The sequence below is a fragment of the Amycolatopsis sp. NPDC021455 genome, from assembly GCF_040640995.1.
Lineage (GTDB): Bacteria > Actinomycetota > Actinomycetes > Mycobacteriales > Pseudonocardiaceae > Amycolatopsis.
This window is the reverse complement of record NZ_JBFACT010000023.1, coordinates 95,694-107,033: the sequence shown is the minus strand read 5'-3', so window position 1 is coordinate 107,033 and position 11,340 is coordinate 95,694. Positions and strand designations below refer to the sequence as shown.

Annotated in this window: 12 protein-coding genes; 7 read left to right on the top strand and 5 right to left on the bottom strand. The window is 72.6% G+C overall.

The features are described 5' to 3' along the window. Nucleotide 1: 1 nt before the first annotated feature. Genes AB0G28_RS25070 through AB0G28_RS25060 form a run of 3 tightly spaced genes read right to left on the bottom strand, consistent with a single transcriptional unit; the run spans nucleotide 2 to nucleotide 3,149 of the window. Complete coding sequence (locus AB0G28_RS25070) at nucleotides 2-1,069, bottom strand: sugar ABC transporter substrate-binding protein (protein WP_361093473.1); 1,068 nt, start codon at nucleotides 1,067-1,069, stop codon at nucleotides 2-4. Beyond that, a complete protein-coding gene (locus AB0G28_RS25065) occupies nucleotides 1,066-1,839 on the bottom strand; it encodes an SDR family oxidoreductase (RefSeq protein ID WP_361093470.1) in 774 nt (257 codons plus the stop codon). The genes AB0G28_RS25070 and AB0G28_RS25065 overlap by 4 nt, the downstream gene beginning before the upstream one ends. Continuing rightward, entirely contained in the window at nucleotides 1,836-3,149 is a 1,314-nt protein-coding gene (locus AB0G28_RS25060) for an enolase C-terminal domain-like protein (protein ID WP_361093466.1), read from the bottom strand. The genes AB0G28_RS25065 and AB0G28_RS25060 overlap by 4 nt, the downstream gene beginning before the upstream one ends. A 193-nt stretch (nucleotides 3,150-3,342) precedes the next feature. Here AB0G28_RS25060 and AB0G28_RS25055 point away from each other — a divergent pair, with 193 nt between their 5' ends. The 7 genes from AB0G28_RS25055 to AB0G28_RS25025 are packed head-to-tail and all read left to right on the top strand — an operon-like array spanning nucleotide 3,343 to nucleotide 9,390. Then, on the top strand, nucleotides 3,343-4,194 hold the full coding sequence (locus AB0G28_RS25055) for a fumarylacetoacetate hydrolase family protein (protein ID WP_361093463.1): 852 nt from the start codon (nucleotides 3,343-3,345) through the stop codon (nucleotides 4,192-4,194). Next, on the top strand, nucleotides 4,191-5,033 hold the full coding sequence (locus AB0G28_RS25050; protein WP_361093460.1) for an amidohydrolase family protein: 843 nt from the start codon (nucleotides 4,191-4,193) through the stop codon (nucleotides 5,031-5,033). Before AB0G28_RS25055 ends, AB0G28_RS25050 begins: the two co-directional genes overlap by 4 nt. After that, nucleotides 5,030-6,310, top strand: coding sequence for a nickel-dependent lactate racemase (gene larA / locus AB0G28_RS25045; protein ID WP_361093457.1), 1,281 nt, complete (start codon nucleotides 5,030-5,032; stop codon nucleotides 6,308-6,310). The genes AB0G28_RS25050 and larA overlap by 4 nt, the downstream gene beginning before the upstream one ends. Next, nucleotides 6,307-6,978 carry a nickel pincer cofactor biosynthesis protein LarB gene (larB, locus tag AB0G28_RS25040; RefSeq protein WP_361093454.1) on the top strand — a complete coding sequence of 224 codons (672 nt, stop codon included), beginning with the start codon at nucleotides 6,307-6,309 and terminating at the stop codon, nucleotides 6,976-6,978. The genes larA and larB overlap by 4 nt, the downstream gene beginning before the upstream one ends. Beyond that, nucleotides 6,975-8,123 carry a nickel pincer cofactor biosynthesis protein LarC gene (larC, locus tag AB0G28_RS25035; protein ID WP_361093451.1) on the top strand — a complete coding sequence of 383 codons (1,149 nt, stop codon included), beginning with the start codon at nucleotides 6,975-6,977 and terminating at the stop codon, nucleotides 8,121-8,123. Before larB ends, larC begins: the two co-directional genes overlap by 4 nt. Then, entirely contained in the window at nucleotides 8,123-8,926 is an 804-nt protein-coding gene (gene larE / locus AB0G28_RS25030) for an ATP-dependent sacrificial sulfur transferase LarE (RefSeq protein ID WP_361093448.1), read from the top strand. The genes larC and larE overlap by 1 nt, the downstream gene beginning before the upstream one ends. 35 nt (nucleotides 8,927-8,961) lie before the next feature. Further along, nucleotides 8,962-9,390: an RbsD/FucU family protein gene (locus tag AB0G28_RS25025; RefSeq protein WP_361093445.1), complete on the top strand. Its 429-nt coding sequence runs from the start codon at nucleotides 8,962-8,964 to the stop codon at nucleotides 9,388-9,390. Here AB0G28_RS25025 and AB0G28_RS25020 read toward each other — a convergent pair. Together AB0G28_RS25020 and AB0G28_RS25015 are read right to left on the bottom strand one after the other, a co-directional pair. Further along, entirely contained in the window at nucleotides 9,369-10,040 is a 672-nt protein-coding gene (locus AB0G28_RS25020; protein ID WP_361093442.1) for a response regulator transcription factor, read from the bottom strand. The two genes, AB0G28_RS25025 and AB0G28_RS25020, sit on opposite strands and share 22 nt — an antisense overlap. After that, nucleotides 10,037-11,311 (bottom strand): sensor histidine kinase, encoded by a 1,275-nt coding sequence (locus tag AB0G28_RS25015; RefSeq protein ID WP_361093439.1) that lies wholly within the window; start codon nucleotides 11,309-11,311, stop codon nucleotides 10,037-10,039. Before AB0G28_RS25015 ends, AB0G28_RS25020 begins: the two co-directional genes overlap by 4 nt. Nucleotides 11,312-11,340: the final 29 nt, after the last annotated feature.

The window sequence follows — 11,340 nt, the reverse complement described above, 5'->3', positions numbered from 1 at the left end:
ATCAGCTCTTGCTGTTGCCCCACAGGGACTGGTCGTCGACCTTGACGCTGCTCACCGGGCCGAACGTGGCGCCGTCCGCGGTGACCAGCGGCGCGGCCAGCTGGTCCTCCATCAGGCCGTCGCGGACCTGGATGATGGTGCTGTCGTGGTCGGTCTTGCCCGCCGTCGGCGTCTTGCCGGCGATGGCGTCCTTGACGTACTGCAGGGCGTACTTGGCGAAGAGGTCCGCGGGCTGGGACACGGTCGCGTCCATCTCGCCGGCCCGGATCTTGGCGAGCTCCTCGGGGATGCCGTCGTTGGACACGATGAACACGTGCTTCGGGTCGCTCGCCGGGACCGCCAGGCCACGCTGCTTCAGCAGCTGCAGCGTGCCGGAGAGGGCGAAGCTGGACTGCATGTAGACGCCCTTGATGTCGGGGTTGGCGGTCAGCCGGGTCTGCAGCTTCTGGGCCGCGGTGTTGGCGTCCCAGTTGGTGGCTTCGCCGAAGACCGTGATGCCCGGGAAGTTCTTCTTCATGCAGTCGTTGAAGGCTTCGGTGCGGTCCCGGCCGTTGATCGAGGCGAGGTCGCCCTGCAGCATGACGACCTTGCCCTTGCCGCCGAGCTTGGTGCCGAGGAACTGGCAGGCCTTCTCGCCGTAGGCGCGGTTGTCGGCGCGCACGACCATGTAGACGTTGCCTTGGTCGGGGCGGGTGTCGACGGACACGACCGGGATCTTCTTGCTCGCCAGCTGCTGCAGGGTCGGGATGATCGCCGCGGTGTCCTGCGGGGCCATGACCACGCCCTTGACGCCCTGGCTGATCATCGTCTGCACGTTGGCCGTCAGGTTGGCGACGTCGTTCTGCGAGTTGGTGGTCTTGAGGTCGAGGCCGAACTGCCCGGCGAACTGGGGCACGTACTTGATGTAGGCGTTCCAGAAGTCGGTGTCGGAGCGGGGATAGTCGACCCCCACGACGGTTTTGCCGCCCGAAGCCGCGGTCGAGCCGCCGCCACTGCAGCCGGCCAGTGCGGCCACGGTCAGGACACCGGCTGTGACGACAGCGGTGGCGCGCAGGTGCTGGAACTTCATGACCTCTCCTCGTTGACAGGTTTCGGGCGGAGACGGAGGCCGGACATCCCGCCGTCCACGGCGAGATCGGTGCCGGTGGTGGCGCCGGAGTCCGGGCCGGCCAGGTAGCAGATCGCCGCGGCGACCTCGTCGGCGGTGACGAGCCGGCCGGTGGGCTGGCGCGCGGCGAGCGCGGCCAGCTCGGCCTCGGGATCTTCGGCTTTCGAGAGCAGCCGGTCGATCCACGGCGTGTGCGCGGTGCCGGGGTTCACGCAGCAGACGCGGATGCCTTCGGCCAGGTGGTCGGCGGCCATCGCGCGGGTGAGCGCGAGGACCGCGCCTTTCGTGGCGCTGTAGAGCGCCCGTTGCGGCAGCCCGGCGGTGGCCGCGATCGAGCAGGTGTTCACGATGGCCGCGGCCGAGGACTCGCGCAGGTGCGGCAGGGCCGCGCGGGTCACGCGCACCATGCCCACGACGTTGACGTCGAACACGCGGTGCCACTCCGCGTCGTCGTTGTCCTCGACGGTTCCTTGCGCACCGATCCCGGCGTTGTTGACCAGGACGTCCAGCCCGCCGAGGTGCTCCACCGCGGCGGCGACCGCGGCCCGTACCGAGTCGTCGTCCGAGACGTCGGCCCGTACGCCGGTCAACGGCTCTTCGACCTTCTCGTTCAGGTCGAGGCAGACCACCCGGGCGCCGCGCGCGGACAACCTCAGCGCGGTGGCGAGCCCGATCCCGGACGCGCCGCCGGTCACGATGGCGCGGACGCCGTCGAACTCCCCGCCGGTCACGCGACCACCACCGCGTCCCGCTGCCAGACCGGCCCGTCGGGGAACCGGTACTGCGCCACGGATTCCGCGTGCAGCCGCGCCCCGAGCCCGGGCTCCCGCGGGGCCAGGTAGCGGCCCCGCTCGATCCGCACCGGGTCGACGAAGTGCTCGTGCAGGTGGTCGACGTACTCGATGACGCGGTCCTGCTGCGTGCCGCTGACCGCGACGAAGTCGAACATCGACAGGTGCTGCACCATCTCGCACAGCCCGACCCCGCCGGCGTGCGGGCACACCGGGACGCCGAACTTCGCGGCCAGCAACAGGATCGCGATGTTCTCGGTGACGCCGGCGACGCGGCTCGCGTCGAGCTGGAGGACGTCGATCGCCTCCGCCTGCAGCAGCTGCTTGAACATCACGGCGTTGTGGGTGTGCTCGCCGGTGGCCACCTTGATCGGCGCGACCGCCCGGCGGATCGCCGCGTGGCCGAGGACGTCGTCGGGCGAGGTCGGCTCCTCGATCCAGTACGGGTCGAACTCGGCGAGGGGGCGCAGCCATTCGATGGCCTGGCCGACACCCCAGGCCTGGTTGGCGTCGATGGCGATCCGGACGTCCGGCCCGACGACGTCCCGCGCGAGCCGCAGCCGGCGGACGTCTTCCTCGAGGTCGGCGCCGACCTTGAGCTTGATCTGGGTGAAGCCGTCCCGGACCGCCTCCGCCGAAAGCGCCGCCAGCTTCTGCGGGGAATAGCCGAGCCAGCCGGGAGTCGTGGTGTAGGCGGGGAAACCGGATTCCAGGAGCTCGGCTTGGCGCGCCGCGCGGCCCGGTTCGGCTCGCCGGAGGATGTCGAGGGCTTCGTCGCGGGTCAGGGCGTCCTGCAAGTAGCGGAAGTCGACGAGGCCGACCAGTTCCGCCGGCGGCATCTCGGCCAGCAGCCGCCAGACCGGCTTGCCTTCGCGGCGGGCCCGCAGGTCCCACGCCGCGTTGACGATCGCGGCCGCGGCCATGTGGATCGCGCCCTTGTCCGGGCCCAGCCACCGCAGCTGGCTGTCCCCGGTCAGCCGGCGGGAGAACGCGCCGAGGTCGGCGAGCGCGTCGTCCACCGGCATGCCCACGACCAGGGGCACGAGCGCCCGGACGGCGGCGACCTCGACGTCGTTGCCGCGGCCGACGGTGAAGGCGAGCCCGTAGCCCTCCTCGCCGGCACTCGTGCGGATGGTGACGTACGCCGCCGAATAGTCGGGCTCGGGGTTCATCGCGTCCGACCCGTCCAGGCTCAGGGAAGTCGGGAAGCGAACGTCGACGGCGTCGATGGCGCTGATCACTTCGGCCAACGGTGGCCACCTCTCACTCGGCGCAGACAACATATGTATGGCTACGCGGTGTCCCGGGGATTGTCCAGAGTCGATGCGTAACACGGCAATAACTTGGACTTATTGTCACCGATGACTACTGTGCGCACATTTACGTATGATGACTGGTCAGACCTTTGAATAAGACATCATATGTCTGCTACGGTCCCCGGCCATGCGCTTCCAACGCCTGGGCGACCCCGGCCACGAGATCCCCGTCGTCCTCGACGAGACCGGTGCGGCCCGGGATCTGCGGCCGCTGACCGCGGACGTCGACGGGGCCTTCCTCGCCGGCGACGGCGTCGCGCGGACCGGAGCCGCCCTGCGCGACGGCACTCTCCCCGTCCTCGACGCGACGGGCCTGCGCGTCGGCGCCCCGGTGGCCCGGCCCGGCCTGCTCGTCTGCATCGGGCTGAACTACTCCGACCACGCCGCCGAGACCGGCGCCGAGCCGCCCGCGGAACCGGTGGTGTTCCTCAAGGCCACCAACACGATCATCGGCCCGGACGACACCGTGCTCATCCCGCGGACCAGCACCCGCACCGACTACGAGGTCGAACTGGCCGTGGTGCTCGGGCGGCGGGCGCGGTACCTCGCGTCACCGGAGGACGCCGGCGCGGTCATCGCCGGGTACGCCGTGTCGAACGACGTCAGCGAGCGCGAATTCCAGCACGAACGCGGCGGCCAGTGGACCAAGGGCAAGTCCTGCGAGACCTTCAACCCGCTGGGCCCCTGGCTGGTCACCCCGGACGAAGCCGGCGACCCGCAGCACCTGGGCCTGCGGCTGGCCGTCAACGGGGAGCCTCGCCAGGACGGCACCACGAAGAACATGCTCTTCGACGTCCGGCACATCGTCTGGTACCTCAGCCAGTTCATGGTGCTCGAGCCGGGCGACGTCGTGAACACCGGCACCCCGGCGGGGGTCGCGTTCGGCGCCAACGACTTCCCCTACCTGTCCGAAGGGGACGAAGTGACCGTGGAGATCGACGGCCTCGGCCGCCAGCGCCACCGGATCGGCCGGGCGTGACGGGCCGGCGCGTCGACGCGCACCACCACCTGTGGCAGACCTCCGTCCGCCGCCACGCGTGGCTGGACGGCGACGACACCGCGGCGATCCGGCGCGACTACACCCCGGCCGACCTGCGCGCGGCCGCCCCGGGGATCGACGCGACGGTGCTCGTGCAGGTCCTGCCGGACCTGGAGGAGTCGGTCGAGTTCCTCGCGACCGCCGCCGCGGAGCCGCTCATCGCCGGGGTCGTCGGCTGGATCGACCTCACCGGCTCGCCGTCCCGGGACATCGAACGGCTGCGCTCGGCGCCGGGCGGCGAACTGCTGTCCGGCATCCGCCACCTCGTCCAGGCCGAGCCCGACCCGCGCTGGCTGGCACGCCACGACGTCCTGGGCGGCCTCGCGGCGGTGCGCGACGCCGGGCTGGTGTACGACCTGCTCGTGGTGCCCCACCAGTTCCCGGCGGCCATCACGGCGGTCCGTGCGCTGCCGGACCTCACCTTCGTCCTCGACCACCTCGGGAAACCGCCGATCGCGAGCGGCGAGCTCGAACCCTGGGCGACCGACCTGGCCACCCTGGCCCGGGAACCCAACGTCGTCGCGAAGCTGTCCGGTCTGGTGACGGAAGCCGGCCGGCCTTGGCGGGTCGAGGATCTGCGGCCGTACGCGGAGACCGCGCTCGAGGCATTCGGTCCCGACCGGCTGATGCTCGGCTCGGACTGGCCCGTCTGTCTCCTCGCGGGCACGTACGCGGAAGTGATGGCCGCTGCCGACAGCCTGATCGACGGCCTGACGCCGGCCGAACGCGACGCCGTCCGCGGCGGCACCGCCTCCCGCGTCTACGGACTGGCGCCGTGACCGCGTCGACCGTCCGGCTCGCGTACGGCGACACCGGCCTCGATCTCACCATCGACCCGGGGGTGACCACGGTGGTGACGCCGGTGCACCACCCGTTCACCGACCCCGCGGACGTCCTGCTGCGCCGGGCGTTGCGGGAACCGGTCGCCGGGCCGCCGCTGCGGGACCGGGTCCGGCCGGGGCAGACCGTCGCGATCTCGGCGTGCGACGGGACCCGGCCGCAACCGCGCGAGCTGATGATCCCGGCGATCCTCGCCGAGCTGGACGGCCTCGTCCGCCTCGAGGACGTCGTCATCCTGGTCGCCACCGGCACCCACCGCGGCAACTCTCCCGCCGAGCTGCGTGCGATGTTCGGCGACGAGGTCGTCGACACCGTCCGGATCGTCAACCACGACGCCCGCGACCGCGCGAGCCTCACCTGGCTGGGCCGCTACGGCGACGACGTGCCGGTGTGGCTGAACCGCGAGTGGGTCGACGCCGACGTGCGGATCACGACCGGCTTCGTCGAACCGCATTTCTTCGCGGGCTTTTCGGGCGGCCCCAAGCTCGTCGCGCCCGGGCTGGCGGCGCTGGAAACCGTGCTGGTGCTCCACGACGCCCGCCGGATCGGGCACCGGAACGCCACCTGGGGCATCACCGAAGGCAACCCGGTGCACGACGACGTCCGCGCGATCGCCGCGGCCACCGGCGTCACCTTCGCCCTCGACGTCATCCTCAACCGCGACAAGGCGGTCATCGGGGCGTTCGGCGGGGACCTCCTGGACATGCACGCGGCCGCGACCCGCGTGGCCCGCGAGGTCGCCATGCGGCCGGTTCCCGCGCCCTTCGACGTCGTCGTGACGACGAACTCCGGGTATCCCCTGGACCAGAACCTTTACCAGGCCGTGAAAGGAATGTCGGCGGCCCACCGGATCGCCAAGCCCGGCGCGACGATCGTCTGCGCGGCGGAGTGCCGGGACGGGTTGCCCGACCACGGTTCCTACCGGGAGGTGCTCGCTTCGGCGAGTTCGCCGGCGGCCCTGCTCGCCGAGATCTCGGCCCGGCCGGTGACCGTGCCGGACCAGTGGCAGGTCCAGATCCAGGCGAAGATCCAGGACGACTGCCGGGTCGTCCTGCACAGCGATCACCTGACCGACGCCGACCTCGCGACGGCACACCTGACCCGGACCACCGACATCGCGGCCACCGTGGCCGACGCCCTCGACCGGGCCGGGCCGGACGCTCGGGCCTGCGTGCTCCCGGAAGGCCCGCTCACGATCCCGTACGTGCGGGCATGAGTACCGCCGACCTCGGCTTCGCGCGCGTCGACCTGGACCGCGAACATCGCCAGGGACTCCCGGAAGTCGTTTACGGGCCCGGGAAACAACCCGGGCAGATCGCGGCCATCGTGCAGACGTTGCTCGCGCACAACACCGGCCCGGTGCTGGTCACCCGCGTCGAGCGCGAGACGGCTCGTGCGGTGCTGGCCGAGGTCCCCGGCGGCCGCTACTCCCCCGGCGCGCGGCTGCTGGTCTGGCGGCCGGCCGCTCCGACGGCCTTCGCGGTCGCCGTGGCCGCCGCCGGAACATCCGACGGGCCCGTCGCCGAAGAGGCCGCGGAAGTCGCCGCGGCCCTCGGCCTGGACGTGCGAACGATCACCGACGTCGGCGTGGCCGGTATCCACCGCCTGCTGGCCGAAACGGATCGGCTGCGCGAAGCCGACGCGGTCATCGTCGTCGCGGGCATGGAGGGTGCGTTGGCGTCTGCGGTGGGTGGCCTGGTCGCCTGTCCGGTGATCGCCGTCCCCACCTCCACCGGGTACGGCGCGGGCCTCGAAGGCGTGACCGCGCTGCTGGCGATGCACGCGTCCTGCGCGGCCGGGATCACCGTCGTCAACATCGACTCCGGGTTCGGCGCGGCCATGGCCGCCTTCCGGCTCTCCTGGGTACTGCGGAGGCCGCGGTGAAGATCTGCGTCATCTCGCCGTTCACCGGCCTGGCCGGGGACATGCTGCTGGCGGCGCTCGTCGACGCCGGAGCCCCGCTGGAGCGGATTCAGGCGGCGGTCGCCACCAGCGGGCTGACGGGCTGGGAACTGCGCGTCGAGTCCCTGCTCACCCACGGGCTGACCGCGGCTCGCGCCCACGTGGCCGTCACCGACGACGCGACCAGCCGTCCCGCGGCCGAACTGATCGCCATGGCCGGGCGGGTCCGGCCCGCGCCGGTGGCCGAACGGGCGGTCGCCGCGCTGCGCGCGATCGCCGAGGTGGAAGGGCGGCTGCACGGGGAGGCGCCCGAGCGCGTCCACCTGCACGAACTCGGCGGGCACGACACGCTCGTCGACGTCATCGGCGTCTTCGCCGCACTCGACGCCCTTGAGGTGTCCACTGTGTACTGCGGGGCGCTGCCGCTCGGGAGCGGCACGGTCCGCACCGCGCACGGAACCCTGCCCTGTCCCGCACCCGCGACCGCCTCGCTGCTGAGGGGCGCGCGGACGTTCGGGAGCGACCTCGCCGGCGAGACGGTCACGCCCACCGCGGCGGCGCTGGTGAAGGCCGCCGAAGCGCGGTTCGAGCCGCCGCCGGAGTTCCGCCTGCTGGCCACCGGGTACGGCGCGGGCACCCGGTCGCTGCCGGACCGGCCGAACGTCGCGGTCGTGCACCTCGGCGAAACCGCGGACACCGGGACCCGCGAGCTGGTGGTGCTGGAGACGAACCTCGACGACGTCACCGGCGAGGTGCTCGGGCACGCGGTCGGCGAGCTGCTGGCGGCCGGCGCGCTCGACGCGTGGGTCACCCCGGCGACGATGAAGAAGGGCCGGCCGGCGCACGTCCTGCACGTGCTCGCCGAGCCGGAGCACGCCGCCCGGCTCGGGAACCTGGTGCTCGCCGAGACCGGCAGCCTCGGGCTGCGTGAACACGTGGTTCGCCGGACCGCGCTCCCACGGGAGACCGAAACGGTCGACGTCCACGGGATTCCGGTGCGCCGCAAACGCGGGCCACATGGCGCGAAGCCCGAGCACGACGACGTCGTGGCCGCCGCACGCGAACTCGGCCTGCCGGCGCGGGTCGTCGCGACGATCGCCGCAGGCGCGACACCGGTGGAGAGCTGATGGACGGCACCCGGCTCGTCACCCATCTCGCCGGTCTCGGACGGCTCGCCGTCGCGTTCTCCGGGGGCGCCGACTCGGCGCTGGTCCTCGCGGCGGCCGTCCGCGCCCTCGGGCCGGCGGACGTGCTCGCGGTGACGGCGAACTCCGCCAGCCTGGCCGCGGTGGAACTGGCCTGCGCGCGGCAAATCGCGGCCGGCCTGGGCGTCCGCCACCTCACTCCGGAGACCGCCGAGCTGGCCGAGCCCGGGTACGCGGCCAACGGCAGGCAACGCTGCTACTTCTGCAAGACCACCGTCCTCACCACGATCGCCGAAGTGGCCGTCGCGCAGGGGTTCCCGGCGCTGGCCACCGGCACGAACGCCGACGACGCCGTCGACCCGTTCCGGCCGGGGATCCGCGCGGGGGACGAAATCGGCGTGCACACCCCGCTGCGGACGCTCGGCCTGACCAAGCGGGACGTGCGGGCCATCGCCCGGGGCTGGGGCCTGGCCTGGGCGGACAAGCCGGCCGCGCCCTGCCTGGCGAGCCGCGTCCGGTACGGCATCCCGATCACCACGGCCACCCTGGCACGAGTCGAACAGGCCGAATCGGCCGTCCGCCGGTTCCTCGACGACCGCGGCCTCACCTGCCACGACCTGCGGGTCCGCGACCTGGGCGGCACCGCCCGGATCGAACTCGACGCCGCCGTGGCCGCCGAAGCCCACGACGACCCGCGGCTGCTCGATGCCGTGCGGTCCCTCGGGTTCGCCGAGGTCGCCGTCGCCTCCTTCCGCTCCGGTGCCCTCAACCACGAACCGGACTGATCCCGAACGGAGAACCCGCGTTGCTGCGTTACCCGTTGCTCCATCCCCCGCTCCTGCGCGCGCTCGCGGCGACCGGCCACGGTTCGCGCGTCCTGCTCGCCGACGCCAACTACGCGCACGCCACCAACGTCTCCCCCGGCGCCGAGCTGATCCACCTGAACCTGCGCCGGGGACTGGTGACCGTCGACGACGTTCTAGCGCCGCTGCTCACGGCCGTGCCGGTCGAGTCGGTGACGGCGATGCTGCCGGACGACGGGAACCCGCCCGAATGCTGGCGTGGTTACGAGCGGCTGCTCGGCCCGGAACTTCCGTTGCGGCCCATGGAAAGGCTCGAGTTCTACCGGACGTGCCGCGAACCGGAGGTGGCCCTGTGCGTCGCCACCGGCGACGACCGCCTCTACGCGAACCTGTTGCTGACCGTGGGTTTCCTGCCCGCCGGGGATCACCCCGGCCCGTTGGGCTGAGTCAGCCCCAGGTCGTAGGCGATGATCACGGCCTGGATGCGGTCGCGGGCCCCGATCTTCGCCAGCACCCGGCCGACGTGGGTCTTGACCGTGGACTCCGACAGCACCAGGCTCTCGGCGATCTCGCCGTTGGTCCGGCCCTGCCCGATCGCGACCAGGATCTCCCGCTCGCGCTCGGTCAAGGCCTGCCAGCGCGGATCCGCGCGGCCCTCGCCGCCCGATGCGGGCAGGCGGTGGGCGTAGGCGTCGAGAAGACGCCGGGTGAGCGCGGGCGCGACGACGGCGTCGCCCCGGGCGACGGCGCGGATCCCGGCCAGCAGTTCCTCCGGGTGCGCGTCCTTGAGGAGGAAGCCACTGGCTCCCGCGCGCAGCGCCGCGTGCGCGTACTCGTCCAGGTCGAAGGTGGTCAGCACCAGGATCCGGGAACGTCCGCCACTCGCGACGATCTGCCGGGTGGCCTCGATGCCGTCCATCCCCGGCATCCGGATGTCCATCAGGACGACGTCGGGCCGCAGTTCGGCCGTCCGGCGCACGGCCTCCGCGCCGTGCCCGGCTTCGCCCACCACCTCGGTGTCGGGCGTGGCCTCCAGCAGCATCCGGAAGCCGAACCGCTGCAGGGGCTGGTCGTCCACGATGAGCACGCTGGTCATGCCGGGCCGCCAGGGGTGACGTCGAGGACGGCCCGCACGCTCCAGCCGCCGCCGGGCTCGGGGCCCGCGGTGACCGTGCCGCCGTAGAGGGCCGCGCGTTCCCTCATGCCGGCGAGGCCGTGTCCTTCGCCCGGCGTCGAGACGGTGCCGCCGGGCCGTCCGGTGTCGTGGACGTGGATCCGCAGCCGCGGGCCCTCCACGGTGAGCGCGACCTGGATCCGGGTGCCGGAGCCGGCGTGCTTGAGGCTGTTGGTGAGCGCCTCCTGGACGATGCGGTACGCCATCAGCTGCACTCCGTGGTCCAGGGACTCCAGCTCGCCGCCCGAGCGGTAGACGACCTCGGGGCCGGCCACGCCCACCCGGCCGCACAACGCCTCGATGTCGGCGATGCGGGGCTGGGGGTGGAGTTCGGGGGTGGCGGGCTGCTCGCGCAGGACGCCGAGCATGCGCCGCAGTTCGCCCAAGGCCTGGCGGCCTGCTTCCCCGACGAGCCGGAGCGCCTCCCGGCTGCGTTCGGGGGTCACCTCGGCCGCGTACGCGCCGCCGTCGGCGAGCGTGATGATCACCGACAGGTTGTGGCCGATGATGTCGTGCATCTCGCGGGCCACGCGGGTGCGCTCGCTCGCCGCGGCGAGCTTGCTGCGCTGGTCCCGTTCGATCTCCAGGCGGAGGGCGCGGTCACGCAGGTTGGCGAGCTGGGCCCGCCGGATCCGCACCGCGAACCCCAGCGCGACGGCCGCGATCACGGTGCTCACCAGGAAGAACAGCGCTCCCCACACGGAGACCGCGGCGGAGACGCGCACCGCCACCGGGACGAGCAGGGCAGCCGCGGTCGCGCAGGCCCAGGGCAGGTACCGGACGCGGCCGTGCAGCGTGACGCTGTACAGGGCGACGAGCAGGGCGACGTCGGCCCGCAGGAACGCCCCCAGCACCCACTGCACCAGGAACACCGCCGCGATCACGGCGAACGTCGCGTACGGCGCCCGCCGCCGCCACAGCAGCGGCAGGATCAGGCCGGCCTGCAGAGCCAGCGTCGCGGCCACCGGAAGGGCGGCGAACGTGATCGGTACCGGGTCGCCGCCGGGGCGGCCGTCGTCCGGGTGCACGAACTCCGTCGCGCCGAACAGCAGGACGACCACGGCCACCACGGCGGTGTCCAGCAGCCACGGGTGGTCCCGGTCGAGCCGCCGCAGCCGCCCGCCGATCCGGGCCATCCGCGCGAGCAGCGGATGCCCGAGCAGCGGCGGGACGTCGGTGTGCGGCACATCCATCACCTGTCCATAGTGGACGAAAACGGCCG